The organism is Pseudomonas sp. CCI4.2 (assembly GCF_034350045.1).
GTDB lineage: Bacteria > Pseudomonadota > Gammaproteobacteria > Pseudomonadales > Pseudomonadaceae > Aquipseudomonas.
The window spans coordinates 1,938,398-1,953,953 of sequence record NZ_CP133781.1; the positions used below are offsets into that span (position 1 = coordinate 1,938,398).

The 15,556-nt window shown below is 53.5% G+C and carries 10 protein-coding genes; all 10 read left to right on the plus strand.

Annotated elements, in window-relative coordinates:
* The first annotated feature begins 110 nt into the window (after positions 1-110).
* The 10 genes from rplK (at position 111) to tuf (ending at position 15,461) form a co-directional block, all read left to right on the plus strand.
* Positions 111-542: a 50S ribosomal protein L11 gene (gene rplK / locus RHM65_RS08685; protein WP_065833634.1), complete on the plus strand. Its 432-nt coding sequence runs from the start codon at positions 111-113 to the stop codon at positions 540-542.
* On the plus strand, positions 542-1,237 hold the full coding sequence (gene rplA / locus RHM65_RS08690) for a 50S ribosomal protein L1 (RefSeq protein ID WP_322166341.1): 696 nt from the start codon (positions 542-544) through the stop codon (positions 1,235-1,237). Before rplK ends, rplA begins: the two co-directional genes overlap by 1 nt.
* A 195-nt stretch (positions 1,238-1,432) precedes the next feature.
* Positions 1,433-1,933: a 50S ribosomal protein L10 gene (rplJ, locus tag RHM65_RS08695; protein WP_322166340.1), complete on the plus strand. Its 501-nt coding sequence runs from the start codon at positions 1,433-1,435 to the stop codon at positions 1,931-1,933.
* Positions 1,934-2,010: 77 nt separating this feature from the next.
* Positions 2,011-2,379, plus strand: coding sequence for a 50S ribosomal protein L7/L12 (rplL, locus tag RHM65_RS08700; protein WP_322166339.1), 369 nt, complete (start codon positions 2,011-2,013; stop codon positions 2,377-2,379).
* Between the two features lie 219 nt (positions 2,380-2,598).
* Positions 2,599-6,672: a DNA-directed RNA polymerase subunit beta gene (rpoB, locus tag RHM65_RS08705; RefSeq protein WP_322166338.1), complete on the plus strand. Its 4,074-nt coding sequence runs from the start codon at positions 2,599-2,601 to the stop codon at positions 6,670-6,672.
* Positions 6,673-6,736: 64 nt separating this feature from the next.
* Entirely contained in the window at positions 6,737-10,936 is a 4,200-nt protein-coding gene (rpoC, locus tag RHM65_RS08710; protein WP_322166337.1) for a DNA-directed RNA polymerase subunit beta', read from the plus strand.
* Between the two features lie 199 nt (positions 10,937-11,135).
* Positions 11,136-11,510 (plus strand): 30S ribosomal protein S12, encoded by a 375-nt coding sequence (gene rpsL / locus RHM65_RS08715; RefSeq protein WP_213879453.1) that lies wholly within the window; start codon positions 11,136-11,138, stop codon positions 11,508-11,510.
* A 122-nt stretch (positions 11,511-11,632) separates the two neighbouring features.
* Positions 11,633-12,103 (plus strand): 30S ribosomal protein S7, encoded by a 471-nt coding sequence (gene rpsG / locus RHM65_RS08720; protein ID WP_003400433.1) that lies wholly within the window; start codon positions 11,633-11,635, stop codon positions 12,101-12,103.
* 30 nt (positions 12,104-12,133) lie between these two features.
* Positions 12,134-14,236 (plus strand): elongation factor G, encoded by a 2,103-nt coding sequence (fusA, locus tag RHM65_RS08725; protein ID WP_322166336.1) that lies wholly within the window; start codon positions 12,134-12,136, stop codon positions 14,234-14,236.
* A gap of 31 nt (positions 14,237-14,267) precedes the next feature.
* Positions 14,268-15,461, plus strand: a complete 1,194-nt coding sequence (tuf, locus tag RHM65_RS08730; RefSeq protein ID WP_322166335.1) for an elongation factor Tu — start codon at positions 14,268-14,270, stop codon at positions 15,459-15,461.
* Positions 15,462-15,556: the final 95 nt, after the last annotated feature.

Genomic DNA, 15,556 nt, shown 5'->3' on the forward strand with positions numbered 1-15,556 from the left:
AAATCCCATACCCCGCAGCCCTAGGCTGTGGGGTTTTGTCGTCACTGGGATAAACGCGCAAGTAACCGGGGAGCCTTTTTAGGCGTCTGAACCCGTAATTGGAGTGCCTCATGGCCAAGAAAATCACCGCTTACATCAAGCTGCAAGTGAAAGCCGCTCAGGCTAACCCTAGCCCGCCTGTTGGTCCTGCATTGGGTCAGCACGGCGTGAACATCATGGAATTCTGCAAAGCGTTCAACGCCCGTACTCAGGGTATTGAGCCAGGCTTGCCGACTCCCGTGATCATCACTGTTTACAGTGATCGTAGCTTTACTTTCGAAACGAAAAGCACCCCGGCTTCGGTTCTGCTGAAGAAGGCTGCAGGTTTGACTAGCGGTTCCGCTCGTCCAAACACCGTTAAGGTTGGCACTGTTACTCGTGCGCAGCTGGAAGATATCGCAAAAGCAAAAAATGCGGATCTGACTGCAGCTGATATGGATGCAGCCGTGCGTACCATCGCCGGCTCTGCTCGTAGCATGGGCCTCAACGTGGAGGGTGTGTAATGGCTAAGCTAACTAAGCGCCAAAAGGCTATCGCCGGCAAAATCGAAGCGGGCAAAGCCTATAACTTCGTAGATGCTGCTGCGTTGCTGACCGAGCTGTCGACCGTCAAATTCAGCGAATCTGTAGATATCGCTGTGAACCTTGGCGTTGATCCGCGTAAATCTGATCAGGTTGTTCGTAGCGCTACTGTGCTGCCACACGGCACTGGCAAGACCGTTCGCGTTGCAGTGTTCACCCAAGGCCCAGCTGCTGAAGCCGCTTTGGCTGCCGGCGCTGATCGCGTTGGTATGGACGACCTGGCTGCTGAAATGAAAGCAGGCAACCTGAACTTCGACGTTGTTATTGCCTCCCCGGACGCGATGCGTGTTGTTGGTCAGTTGGGTCAGATCCTCGGCCCACGTGGCCTGATGCCTAACCCTAAAGTTGGTACCGTAACCCCCGACGTAGCTACTGCCGTTAAAAACGCAAAAGCTGGTCAGGTTCGTTATCGCACCGACAAAAACGGCATCATCCACACCTCAGTTGGTAAAGTCGGTTTCGACGCTACCAAGCTGAAGGAAAACGTAGAAGCGCTGATCGCTGATTTGAAGCGTATCAAGCCAGCTTCTTCGAAAGGTATTTACGTCAAGCGCGTTACCCTGAGCACCACTATGGGCCCAGGTTTGATCATCGACCAAGGGTCGTTGGACGCGTAAGACAAAATGGATGTGTTCCACTGCATCCATGAAAATTGGGGTCCCTGCCTGGCGGGGGCTATCCAAGACCGTAGGCGGCGCAAGCCTTAAACCTCAAGCCTACGCAGATGGTGCTCCCGGTTCCTTACCGAATCAGACACCAAAACGACATCCGGCTTCGGCTGGATGAAACGGTAACAAGCAGGAGTTAAACCCGTGGCAATTAAACTTGAAGACAAGAAGGCCATCGTCGCTGAAGTCAACAAGGCTGCCAAAGCTGCTCTGTCTGCTGTCGTGGCTGATGCCCGTGGTGTGACAGTTAGCGCTATGACCGGACTCCGTAAAGAGGCTCGTGAAGCAGGCGTTTACGTACGAGTAGTACGTAACACTTTGCTCAAGCGCGCAGTTGCTGACACTGAATACAGTGTTCTCAACGACGTGTTCACCGGCCCGACCTTGATCGCCTTTTCCAATGAACATCCTGGTGCTGCTGCCCGTTTGTTCAAAGAATTCGCGAAAGGTCAGGATAAGTTCGAGATCAAGGCAGCTGCGTTTGAGGGCAAGTACCTCGCGGCTAACCAGATCGACGTACTGGCAACTCTGCCGACCCGTAACGAAGCAATTTCTCAGCTGATGAGCGTGATTCAAGGCGCTACCAGCAAATTGGCTCGTACTCTGGCGGCTATTCGCGAGCAAAAAGAAGCTGCCGCAGCTTAAGGCTGAGCACTTCCTCTCGCGCTTTTTTGTTTATTTTGATGGCCGTGTAGGCCGTCCCCCAATTAGGAATTAGAGTCATGTCTATCTCTCAAGACGATATCCTCAACGCCGTAGCTGAAATGTCTGTTCTGCAGGTTGTTGAGCTGATCAAAGCTTTCGAAGAAAAATTCGGCGTTACTGCTGCTGCCGGTTCTTCTGGTCCAGCTGCTGTTGCTGCTGTTGCTGAAGAGCAAACCGAATTCAACGTGATCCTGACTGAAACTGGCGACAAAAAAGTCAACGTGATCAAGGCTGTACGTGAGTTGACAGGTCTGGGCCTGAAAGAAGCCAAAGCAGTAGTTGACGCTGGTGCTGGTTCGTTGGTTCTGGAAGCAGTATCGAAAGACGCTGCTGACAAAGCCAAAGCTGCACTGGAAGAAGCAGGCGCTAAAGTCGAGCTGAAGTAAGTATCGACTTGTGTCTCCAGCCCAAGCGTAAAGCAAAAGGCTGATGGCTGGTGGCTCTTGCCACCGGCCTTTTTCCGTTATAGATCGCTGACCTAGTTGGCCTCTATAGCGCGCAAGACCCACCCGATGCGGTGGCGCAAACCAAGGGGTTTGCACGATTTTCTGGTTGCTCCCGTCGGGAGGAGCCAAACAAGCAGGTGACCAAGCTGGGGAACGCTGATGGCTTACTCATATACTGAGAAAAAACGTATCCGCAAGGACTTTAGCAAGTTGCCGGACGTAATGGATGTGCCGTATCTATTGGCCATCCAGCTGGATTCGTATCGCGAATTCTTGCAAGCGGGAGCGACCAAAGATCAGTTCCGCGACGTCGGTCTGCATGCAGCCTTCAAATCCGTTTTCCCGATCATCAGCTACTCCGGCAATGCTGCGCTGGAGTATGTGGGTTATCGCTTGGGCGAACCGGCATTTGATGTCAAAGAGTGCGTGCTGCGCGGTGTGACTTACGCTGTGCCTTTGCGGGTCAAGGTTCGTTTGATCATTTTCGACAAAGAATCGTCGAACAAAGCGATCAAGGACATCAAAGAGCAAGAAGTCTACATGGGTGAAATCCCACTGATGACTGAAAACGGTACCTTCGTAATCAACGGTACCGAGCGCGTAATCGTTTCCCAGTTGCACCGTTCCCCGGGCGTGTTCTTCGATCACGACCGCGGCAAAACGCACAGCTCCGGTAAACTGCTCTATTCCGCGCGTATTATTCCATACCGTGGTTCGTGGTTGGACTTCGAGTTCGATCCGAAAGACTGCGTGTTTGTTCGTATCGACCGTCGTCGTAAGCTGCCTGCGTCCGTATTGTTGCGCGCACTCGGCTACACGACTGAGCAAGTGCTCGATGCGTTCTACACCACCAACATCTTCCACGTGCAGGGTGAAAACCTGAATCTGGAGCTGATTCCTCAGCGCCTTCGTGGTGAAATTGCGGTATTGGATATTCTGGATGACAAAGGCAAGGTCATTGTCGAGCAAGGCCGACGGATTACCGCTCGCCATGTTAACCAGATGGAAAAAGCCGGGATCAAAGAGCTGGAAGTGCCTCTGGACTATGTCCTGGGTCGTACTACCGCCAAGGTCATCGTGCACCCTGCGACTGGCGAAATCATCGCTGAATGCAACACTGAACTGAACACTGAGATTATTGCAAAAATCGCCAAATCTCAGGTTGTCCGTATCGAAACGTTGTACACCAACGATATCGACTGCGGACCGTTCGTCTCGGATACGCTGAAAATAGACTCCACTAGCAACCAATTGGAAGCGCTGGTCGAAATCTATCGGATGATGCGTCCTGGCGAGCCACCAACAAAAGATGCAGCCGAAACGCTATTCAACAACCTGTTCTTCAGCCCTGAGCGTTACGACCTGTCTGCGGTCGGCCGGATGAAGTTCAACCGTCGTATCGGTCGTACCGAGATCGAAGGTTCGGGCGTGTTGTGCAAAGAAGATATCGTCGCCGTCCTCAAGACTCTGGTTGATATCCGTAACGGCAAAGGTATTGTCGACGACATCGACCACTTGGGTAACCGTCGTGTTCGTTGCGTTGGCGAAATGGCTGAAAACCAGTTCCGTGTAGGTCTGGTGCGTGTAGAGCGTGCAGTTAAAGAGCGCTTGTCGATGGCGGAAAGCGAAGGCTTGATGCCGCAGGACCTGATCAACGCCAAGCCGGTTGCGGCAGCGGTGAAGGAGTTCTTCGGTTCCAGCCAGCTTTCGCAGTTCATGGACCAGAACAACCCGCTGTCAGAGATCACCCACAAGCGTCGTGTTTCAGCGCTCGGCCCCGGCGGTTTGACTCGTGAGCGTGCTGGTTTTGAAGTTCGTGACGTACACCCTACTCACTACGGTCGTGTATGCCCGATTGAAACGCCAGAAGGTCCGAACATCGGCCTGATCAACTCATTGGCGGCCTATGCGCGTACCAACAAGTATGGCTTCCTCGAAAGCCCATACCGTGTTGTTAAAGACGCGCTGGTAACTGACGAGATCGTTTTCCTGTCGGCAATTGAAGAAGCGGATCACGTTATCGCTCAAGCTTCGGCGACAATGAACGAAACCGGTCATCTGGTTGATGAATTGGTTGCGGTACGTCACCTCAACGAATTCACCGTCAAGGCGCCGGAAGACGTCACGTTGATGGACGTTTCGCCGAAGCAGGTAGTTTCGGTTGCAGCCTCGTTGATCCCGTTCCTTGAACACGATGACGCCAACCGTGCGTTGATGGGTTCGAACATGCAGCGCCAAGCAGTACCGACCCTGCGTTCCGATAAGCCGTTGGTCGGCACCGGGATGGAGCGTAACGTTGCTCGTGACTCAGGCGTTTGTGTTGTTGCTCGTCGCGGCGGCGTGATCGATTCGGTAGATGCTAGCCGTATTGTGGTTCGTGTTGCTGATGATGAAGTTGAAACCGGTGAAGCCGGCGTAGACATCTATAACCTGACCAAATACACCCGCTCCAACCAGAACACCTGCATCAACCAGCGCCCGCTGGTGAGCAAGGGTGATCGAGTTGAGCGCAGCGACATCATGGCTGACGGTCCATCCACCGATATGGGTGAGCTGGCACTTGGTCAGAACATGCGCATCGCGTTCATGGCATGGAACGGTTACAACTTCGAAGACTCCATCCTCCTTTCGGAGCGTGTAGTCCAAGAAGACCGTTTCACCACGATCCACATTCAGGAACTGACCTGTGTGGCCCGTGACACCAAGCTTGGGCCTGAGGAAATCACTGCAGACATCCCTAACGTGGGTGAAGCTGCACTGAACAAGCTTGATGAAGCCGGTATTGTCTATGTAGGTGCTGAAGTAGGCGCAGGCGACATCCTGGTTGGTAAAGTCACTCCGAAAGGCGAGACTCAGCTGACCCCGGAAGAGAAACTGTTGCGTGCAATCTTCGGCGAGAAAGCGAGCGACGTTAAGGACACTTCCCTGCGCGTACCTACCGGTACCAAGGGTACTGTTATCGACGTTCAAGTGTTTACTCGTGATGGTGTTGAGCGTGATGCTCGTGCCCTGTCGATCGAGAAGACCCAACTCGATGAAATTCGCAAAGACTTGAACGAAGAGTTCCGCATCGTTGAAGGCGCAACTTTTGAACGTCTGCGTTCCGCTTTGGTTGGCCGTAAGGCTGAAGGCGGCGCAGGTCTGAAGAAAGGTCAGGACATCACCGACGAAACACTCGACGGTCTTGAGCATGGTCAGTGGTTCAAACTGCGCATGGTTGAGGATGCTCTGAACGATCAACTCGAAAAAGCCCAAGCTTATATCGTTGATCGTCGCCGCCTTCTGGACGACAAGTTCGAAGACAAGAAGCGCAAGCTGCAGCAAGGCGATGACCTGGCACCTGGCGTTCTGAAAATCGTTAAGGTTTACTTGGCAATCCGTCGCCGCATCCAGCCGGGCGACAAGATGGCCGGTCGCCACGGTAACAAAGGTGTGGTTTCCGTAATCATGCCAGTTGAAGACATGCCGCACGATGCCAATGGCACCCCGGTAGATATCGTCCTCAACCCGCTGGGCGTACCTTCGCGTATGAACGTCGGTCAGATCCTTGAGACTCACCTTGGCCTTGCAGCTAAAGGTTTGGGCGAGAAGATCAACCGCATGCTGGAAGAGCAGCGTAAAGTTGTAGACCTGCGTAAGTTCTTGAACGAGATCTACAACGAAATCGGCGGTCGCCAAGAAAGTCTGGAAGATCTGTCCGATAAAGAAATTCTGGATCTCGCGAAGAACCTTCGTGGCGGCGTTCCAATGGCTACGCCGGTCTTCGACGGTGCCAAGGAAAGCGAAATCAAGGCCATGCTGAAACTGGCAGATATGCCAGAAAGCGGCCAGATGCAGCTGTTCGACGGTCGTACCGGTAACAAGTTTGAGCGTCCGGTCACTGTTGGCTACATGTACATGCTGAAGCTGAACCACTTGGTGGACGACAAGATGCACGCGCGTTCCACTGGTTCTTACAGCCTGGTCACCCAGCAGCCGCTGGGTGGTAAGGCTCAGTTCGGTGGTCAGCGTTTCGGGGAGATGGAAGTGTGGGCGCTGGAAGCATACGGCGCGGCTTACACTCTGCAAGAAATGCTCACAGTGAAGTCGGACGATGTGAACGGTCGGACCAAGATGTACAAAAACATCGTGGACGGCGATCACCGTATGGAGCCGGGCATGCCCGAGTCTTTCAACGTACTGATCAAAGAAATTCGTTCGCTCGGTATCGATATCGATCTGGAAACCGAATAACACGTGACGCGAATTGGGGGCAGGGCGGTATTGCCTGCTCCCTGCTCCGCCAGGAGGAAAGGCCTTGAAAGACCTATTGAATTTGCTGAAAAACCAGGGTCAAGTCGAAGAGTTCGACGCCATCCGTATCGGATTGGCATCGCCTGAGATGATCCGTTCGTGGTCGTTCGGTGAAGTTAAAAAGCCGGAAACCATCAACTACCGTACGTTCAAGCCTGAGCGTGACGGCCTGTTCTGCGCCAAGATCTTTGGCCCGGTCAAGGATTACGAGTGCTTGTGCGGTAAGTACAAGCGCTTGAAGCACCGCGGTGTAATCTGCGAGAAGTGCGGCGTTGAAGTCGCACTGGCAAAAGTTCGTCGCGAGCGTATGGCTCACATCGAACTGGCCTCGCCAGTTGCACACATCTGGTTCTTGAAATCGCTGCCGTCCCGTATCGGCTTGCTGATGGACATGACCCTGCGTGATATCGAACGCGTTCTCTATTTCGAGAGCTATGTCGTTATCGATCCAGGCATGACCACCCTTGAAAAAGGGCAGTTGCTCAACGACGAGCAGTATTTTGAAGCGCTCGAAGAGTTCGGCGATGACTTCGATGCCCGTATGGGTGCTGAAGCTGTCCGCGAACTGCTGCACGCTATCGATCTGGAGCACGAGATTGGCCGTCTGCGCGAAGAAATTCCGCAAACCAACTCCGAGACCAAAATCAAAAAGCTGTCCAAGCGCCTGAAGTTGATGGAAGCCTTCCAAGGTTCCGGCAACCTTCCTGAGTGGATGGTTCTGACCGTTCTGCCGGTTCTGCCGCCAGATCTGCGTCCTTTGGTTCCGCTTGATGGCGGTCGTTTCGCTACATCTGACCTTAACGATCTGTATCGTCGAGTAATCAACCGTAACAACCGCTTGAAGCGTCTGCTTGATCTGTCCGCTCCGGACATCATCGTGCGCAACGAAAAGCGTATGTTGCAGGAAGCGGTCGATGCACTGCTCGACAACGGTCGTCGCGGTCGCGCGATTACCGGTTCCAACAAGCGTCCTCTGAAATCCTTGGCTGACATGATCAAGGGTAAGCAGGGTCGTTTCCGTCAGAACTTGCTCGGCAAGCGTGTTGACTACTCGGGTCGTTCGGTAATTACCGTAGGCCCGACCCTGCGTCTGCACCAGTGCGGTCTGCCTAAGAAAATGGCTCTCGAGCTGTTTAAACCGTTCATTTTTGGCAAGTTGGAAATGCGTGGTCTCGCTACCACCATTAAAGCCGCCAAGAAAATGGTTGAGCGTGAATTGCCAGAAGTTTGGGACGTTCTCGCTGAAGTCATCCGCGAACACCCAGTGTTGCTCAACCGTGCACCAACTCTTCACCGTCTGGGTATCCAAGCGTTTGAACCGGTTCTGATCGAGGGTAAAGCTATCCAGCTTCACCCGTTGGTCTGCGCTGCGTACAACGCCGACTTCGACGGCGACCAGATGGCCGTCCACGTACCGTTGACGCTGGAAGCTCAGCTCGAAGCGCGTGCGCTGATGATGTCGACCAACAACATTCTGTCGCCAGCCAACGGTGAGCCAATCATCGTCCCGTCGCAGGACGTTGTATTGGGTCTGTACTACATGACTCGTGAAGCGATCAACGCCAAGGGCGAGGGTCGAGTGTTCGCGGATCTGCAGGAAGTTGACCGTGTATTCCGCGCCGGCGAAGCCGCGCTGCATGCCAAAGTCAAAGTCCGCATCCACGAAACGGTTAACGATCGTGACGGCGGAAGCGTCAAGAACACCCGTATCGTCGACACCACTGTCGGCCGCGCGCTGTTGTTCCAAGTGGTCCCGGCCGGCCTGTCGTATGACGTGGTCAACCAGCCGATGAAGAAAAAAGCGATCTCTAAACTGATCAACCAGTGCTATCGCGTGGTTGGTTTGAAAGAAACCGTAATTTTCGCTGACCAATTGATGTACACCGGTTTTGCTTATTCGACCATTTCGGGTGTCTCCATCGGCGTTAACGACTTCGTTATCCCTGATGAAAAAGCTCGCATCATCGAAGCTGCTACCGACGAAGTTAAAGAAATCGAAGCCCAGTACGCATCAGGCCTGGTAACCCAGGGCGAGAAGTACAACAAGGTAATCGACCTTTGGTCCAAAGCTAACGACGAAGTGTCGAAGGCGATGATGTCGAACCTCTCGAAAGAGCGCGTTATCGACCGTCACGGCGTCGAGGTCGACCAAGAGTCGTTCAACTCGATGTACATGATGGCTGACTCCGGCGCCCGGGGTTCGGCTGCACAGATTCGTCAGCTTGCAGGTATGCGTGGTTTGATGGCCAAGCCAGACGGCTCGATCATTGAAACGCCGATCACCGCGAACTTCCGTGAAGGTTTGAGCGTACTTCAGTACTTCATCTCCACTCACGGTGCTCGTAAGGGTTTGGCGGATACCGCGTTGAAAACCGCGAACTCCGGTTATCTGACTCGTCGTTTGGTAGACGTCGCGCAGGATCTGGTCGTTACCGAGGTTGATTGCGGTACCGAGCATGGCCTGCTGATGACGCCTCACATTGAAGGCGGTGACGTTGTTGAGCCATTGGGCGAACGCGTATTGGGTCGAGTAATCGCCCGCGACGTATTCAAGCCGGGTACCGATGACATCATCGTTCCTGCTGGCACCTTGGTTGACGAGAAATGGGTTGAGTTCATCGAGCTGAATAGCATCGATGAAGTGATCGTGCGTTCGCCGATCAGCTGCGAAACCCGTTTCGGTATCTGCGCCAAATGCTACGGCCGTGATTTGGCTCGCGGACACCAGGTCAACATTGGTGAAGCAGTCGGCGTTATTGCCGCTCAGTCCATCGGTGAGCCAGGTACGCAGCTGACCATGCGTACGTTCCACATCGGTGGTGCGGCAAGCCGGACCTCCGCTGCTGACAGCGTTCAGGTTAAGAATGGCGGTACTGTCCGTCTGCATAACCTGAAGCACGTTGAGCGGGTAGATGGTTGCCTGGTTGCGGTATCTCGTTCGGGTGAGCTTGCGATTGCTGATGACTACGGTCGTGAGCGCGAGCGTTACAAGCTGCCTTACGGTGCCGTGATATCGGTTAAAGAGGGTGATAAGGTCGACGCTGGCGCCATCGTGGCCAAGTGGGATCCGCACACTCACCCAATTGTCACCGAGATGAAAGGTACCGTGACCTACGTGGGCATGGAAGAAGGCATCACGATCAAGCGTCAGACCGACGAATTGACCGGTATGACCAACATCGAAGTTCTCGACGCCAAAGACCGTCCTGCAGCCGGTAAAGATATCCGTCCTGCCGTTAAGATGGTGGGTGTGGATGGCAAGGACCTGCTGCTACCTGGTACAGACGTACCGGCTCAGTACTTCCTGCCAGCCAACGCCTTGGTCGGTGTTGCGGATGGTGTGCAGGTTGCGATCGGTGATGTTATCGCTCGTATACCGCAAGAAACGTCGAAAACTCGCGACATTACGGGTGGTCTGCCACGCGTAGCTGACTTGTTCGAAGCGCGTCGCCCGAAAGAAGCCTCGATCTTGGCAGAAGTCAGCGGCACCATTGCATTCGGTAAGGAAACTAAAGGCAAGCGCCGTTTGGTTATTACCCCGAATGACGGTAGCGATCCGTACGAAGAGCTGATTCCTAAGTGGCGTCACCTGAACGTCTTCGAAGGCGAGCAAGTGAACCGCGGTGAAGTTATCTCCGATGGTCCAAGCGACCCGCACGATATCCTGCGGTTGTTGGGTGTGAGTGCGCTGGCCAAGTACATCGTTAATGAGATCCAGGACGTATATCGTCTGCAAGGCGTGAAAATCAACGATAAGCACATCGAGACGATTCTTCGTCAGATGTTGCGTAAAGTTGAGATCGCTGAGTCTGGCGATTCCACGTTCATCAAAGGTGATCAGATGGAGTTGACGCACGTTCTGGTAGAGAATGAGCGTCTGAGCGCGGACGAGAAATTCGTTTCCAAGTTCACCCGTGTATTGCTGGGTATTACTAAGGCATCGCTGTCCACCGAGTCGTTCATCTCTGCGGCCTCCTTCCAGGAGACAACCCGCGTGTTGACCGAAGCGGCCGTGACTGGCAAGCGCGATTACTTGCGCGGCCTGAAAGAGAACGTGGTCGTGGGTCGTTTGATTCCGGCCGGTACTGGTCTGGCTTACCACAGCGAGCGTAAGCGTCGTCGTGAAGCAGACAAGCCGACGCGTGTTAGCGCGAGTGAAGTGGAAGCAGCACTGACCGAAGCGTTGAACTCCAGCGGTAATTGAGAGTAGAGCCCTGGCATTTTCGGCCTGAAGCGGTAGAGATAATTCTGCTGTCTTTATGGTCGGAGATGTTGGGGCTTTGCCTTGACTGGGGACAGGATCCTCTTTAGACTCTTGTACCCCTAAATTTGGCGGGACTGATGTCCTGCCATCTTGCTTTTTCGTAAAGCAATAGCGTCGAAAGACAACAGTGGAGCTTAAGATGGCAACGATCAACCAGCTGGTACGTCAGCCGCGTAAGCGTATCGTCGAGAAATCCGACGTACCTGCGCTGCAGAACTGCCCGCAACGTCGTGGTGTATGCACTCGCGTGTATACCACTACGCCGAAAAAACCTAACTCGGCATTGCGTAAAGTATGTCGTGTGCGCCTGACCAACGGTTTCGAGGTTTCCTCGTACATCGGTGGCGAAGGTCACAACCTGCAAGAGCACAGTGTTGTATTGATCCGTGGCGGTCGCGTAAAAGACTTGCCAGGTGTTCGTTACCACACCGTTCGTGGCTCCCTGGATACTTCCGGTGTTAAAGGTCGTAACCAAGGTCGCTCGAAATACGGTACCAAGCGTCCGAAGAAGTAATTTGACGCTTCGTAGTAAATTGCAGATTTCTATTTTTCTGAGTCGATAAGAGTAAGGTCGGGCGCGCCTCGCAAGAGTGCAGTGGTCCCGAGCTAACCTGAAGACCGTTTGAGGGCTTATCCATGCCAAGAAGACGCGTAGCAGCCAAGCGCGATGTGCTTGACGATCCAAAATACGGCAGCCAGATTTTGGCTAAGTTCATGAACCACGTTATGGAAAGCGGCAAGAAAGCCGTTGCCGAGCGTATCGTTTATGGCGCGCTGGAAAAAGTTAAAGAGCGCAAGAACAGCGATCCCCTGGAAATCTTCGAGAAAGCTCTCGACGCCATCGCTCCGCTGGTCGAAGTGAAGTCGCGCCGTGTAGGCGGTGCTACTTACCAGGTTCCTGTTGAAGTTCGCCCGTCCCGTCGTAATGCTCTGGCAATGCGCTGGCTTGTAGACTTCGCGCGTAAGCGTGGCGAAAAGTCTATGGCTCTGCGTTTGGCTGGTGAATTGATGGACGCTGCTGAAGGTAAAGGTGCTGCAGTTAAGAAGCGTGAAGACGTGCACCGTATGGCTGAAGCCAACAAGGCTTTCTCGCACTACCGCTTCTAATTTTAGCGTCACTAATTTTGCGAGGGCTTTATGGCTCGTACTACTCCGATTAACCGCTACCGTAACATTGGTATCGTTGCTCACGTGGATGCTGGTAAAACCACCACCACTGAGCGCGTCCTTTTTTACACCGGCGTAAACCATAAAATGGGCGAGGTGCATGACGGCGCCGCGACCATGGACTGGATGGTGCAGGAGCAGGAGCGTGGTATTACTATCACCTCCGCTGCGACCACGGCCTTCTGGGCAGGCTCTGCCAAGCAGTTCGACAAGTATCGTTTTAACATCATCGATACCCCGGGCCACGTTGACTTCACAATTGAAGTTGAGCGTTCGCTTCGCGTACTCGATGGCGCGGTAGTTGTGTTCTGTGGCACCTCAGGTGTTGAGCCTCAGTCGGAAACCGTATGGCGTCAAGCCAACAAGTACGGCGTTCCACGTCTTGTTTATGTAAACAAGATGGACCGTGCTGGTGCGAACTTCCTGCGTGTGGTTGAGCAGATCAAAAAGCGTCTGGGTCACACTCCGGTGCCGATCCAGTTGGCTATCGGTGCAGAAGACAACTTCCAGGGTCAGGTTGATCTGATCAACATGGAAGCGGTTTACTGGGATGATGCTGACAAAGGTGCCGCTCCTCGTCGCGAAGCAATTCCTGCGGACATGCTTGAGCTCGCTGCTGAATGGCGCGACAACATGGTCCAGGCTGCTGCCGAAGCTTCTGAAGAGCTGATGGACAAGTACCTCAATGAGGAACAGCTGACCATCGACGAAATCAAGGCTGCTCTGCGTCAGCGTACTATCGCTGGTGAGATCGTCCTTGCTGTCTGTGGCTCTTCTTTCAAGAACAAAGGTGTTCCTTTGGTTCTTGATGCTGTCATCGACTTCCTGCCGGCTCCAGCCGACATTCCAGCCATCAAGGGTTCCGATCCTGATGATGAAGAAGTCGCGATGGAGCGTCATGCAGACGATGCCGAACCGTTCTCGGCTCTGGCTTTCAAAATTGCTACTGACCCATTCGTGGGTACTCTGACTTTCGTGCGCGTTTACTCGGGCGTGTTGAGCTCCGGTGACGGCGTGATCAACTCGGTCAAGGGCAAGAAAGAGCGTGTTGGTCGTATGGTGCAAATGCATGCGAACACCCGTGAAGAAATCAAGGAAGTGCGCGCTGGTGACATCGCGGCCTTGATTGGTATGAAGGACGTCACCACGGGTGACACCCTTTGTTCGGCTGACAAGCCGATCATTCTTGTTCGTATGGACTTCCCGGAGCCGGTTATTTCGGTCGCCGTTGAGCCGAAGACCAAGGATGACCAGGAAAAAATGGGTATCGCTCTGGGCAAGCTTGCTCAGGAAGATCCATCTTTCCGCGTCAAAACTGATGAAGAGACTGGTCAAACGATCATCTCTGGCATGGGCGAGTTGCACCTGGACATCCTGGTAGACCGGATGCGCCGTGAGTTCAACGTCGAAGCCAACATTGGTAAGCCTCAGGTTTCCTATCGTGAGAAAATCACGAAGGCCTGTGAGATCGAAGGCAAGTTCGTGCGCCAGTCTGGCGGTCGTGGTCAGTTCGGCCACTGCTGGATCCGTTTTGCACCGGCTGACGAAGGTCAGGAAGGTCTGCAATTTGTGAACGAAGTAGTAGGTGGTGTGGTTCCTAAGGAATTCATCCCGGCTATCCAGAAGGGTATCGAAGAGCAGATGAAGAACGGCGTTGTTGCCGGCTATCCGCTCATCGGCCTGAAGGCTACTGTGTTCGATGGTTCTTACCATGACGTCGACTCAAATGAGATGGCGTTCAGGGTGGCTGCTTCCATGGCGACCAAGCAATTGGCTTCCAAGGGCGGTGGCGTTCTGCTTGAGCCAGTGATGGCAGTAGAAGTTGTGACGCCTGAAGACTATATGGGTGACGTGATGGGCGACCTGAATCGTCGTCGCGGCATGATCTTGGGTATGGAAGATACGGTTTCCGGCAAAGTGATTCGCGCCGAGGTTCCGTTGGGTGAGATGTTCGGTTATGCGACCGACGTTCGCTCCATGTCTCAGGGTCGCGCAAGCTACTCTATGGAATTCAAAAAATACGATGTAGCTCCGTCGCATATCGTCGAAGCTGTCACTAAAAAACAAGGCTGATTCAGCCCCTTTAGGCTAGGAGTTAATTGTCGTGGCTAAAGAAAAATTTGTACGTGATTTACCGCACGTAAACGTTGGCACCATCGGTCACGTTGACCATGGCAAAACCACGTTGACTGCTGCTCTGACCCGTGTTTGCTCCGAGATCTTCGGTAGCGCCGTTGTTGCTTTCGATAAAATCGACAGCGCTCCGGAAGAAAAAGCTCGTGGTATCACCATCAACACCGCACACGTTGAGTACAACTCAAAGATCCGTCACTACGCTCACGTTGACTGCCCAGGTCACGCTGACTATGTGAAGAACATGATCACTGGTGCTGCGCAGATGGATGGCGCGATTCTGGTTTGTTCAGCTGCTGATGGTCCGATGCCGCAAACTCGTGAGCACATCCTGCTGTCCCGTCAGGTTGGCGTTCCGTACATCGTTGTCTTCCTGAACAAGGCTGACATGGTTGACGACGCTGAGCTGTTGGAGCTGGTTGAGATGGAAGTGCGCGATCTGCTGAGCACTTACGACTTCCCAGGTGACGACACTCCAATCATCATCGGCTCCGCGCTGATGGCATTGAATGGTCAAGATGACAACGAGATGGGCACCACTGCCGTTCGTAAACTGGTTGAGACTCTGGATACTTACATCCCAGATCCAATCCGTGTTATCGACAAGCCGTTCCTGATGCCGATCGAAGACGTATTCTCGATCTCTGGTCGCGGTACTGTTGTGACTGGTCGTATCGAGCGCGGTATCGTTAAGATTCAAGATTCGCTGGAAATTGTTGGTCTGCGTGACACTGTTGTCACCACCTGCACTGGCGTTGAAATGTTCCGTAAGCTGCTCGACGAAGGCCGTGCAGGCGAAAACTGCGGCGTTCTGTTGCGCGGTACCAAGCGTGACGACGTGGAGCGTGGCCAGGTTCTGGTTAAGCCGGGTTCGGTTAAGCCGCACACTACGTTCGAAGCTGAAGTTTACATTCTGAGCAAAGAAGAAGGCGGTCGTCATACTCCTTTCTTCAAAGGCTACCGTCCGCAGTTCTACTTCCGTACAACTGACGTGACTGGTAACTGCGAATTGCCAGAAGGCGTTGAAATGGTTATGCCTGGCGACAACATCAAAATGGTTGTTACGCTGATCAAGACCATTGCGATGGAAGATGGCCTGCGTTTCGCTATCCGTGAAGGCGGTCGTACCGTCGGCGCTGGCGTCGTAGCCAAGATCATCGCGTAATCGATGATCTGTCGAAAAAGCCCCCGCTTGCGGGGGCTTTTTTATTGGGTTGACACTTTGTGGGAGCGTCTATAGAATTGCGCCTCCTTTTAACG

Excerpts from the sequence above, each read along its gene's own strand:
- fusA (WP_322166336.1), top strand. The coding sequence starts at position 12,134 with ATGGCTCGTACTACTCCGATTAACCGCTACCGTAACATTGGTATCGTT.
- rpoB (WP_322166338.1), top strand. The coding sequence starts at position 2,599 with ATGGCTTACTCATATACTGAGAAAAAACGTATCCGCAAGGACTTTAGC.
- rplA (WP_322166341.1), top strand. The coding sequence starts at position 542 with ATGGCTAAGCTAACTAAGCGCCAAAAGGCTATCGCCGGCAAAATCGAA.
- rplK (WP_065833634.1), top strand. The coding sequence starts at position 111 with ATGGCCAAGAAAATCACCGCTTACATCAAGCTGCAAGTGAAAGCCGCT.
- rplL (WP_322166339.1), top strand. The coding sequence starts at position 2,011 with ATGTCTATCTCTCAAGACGATATCCTCAACGCCGTAGCTGAAATGTCT.
- rpsG (WP_003400433.1), top strand. The coding sequence starts at position 11,633 with ATGCCAAGAAGACGCGTAGCAGCCAAGCGCGATGTGCTTGACGATCCA.
- rpsL (WP_213879453.1), top strand. The coding sequence starts at position 11,136 with ATGGCAACGATCAACCAGCTGGTACGTCAGCCGCGTAAGCGTATCGTC.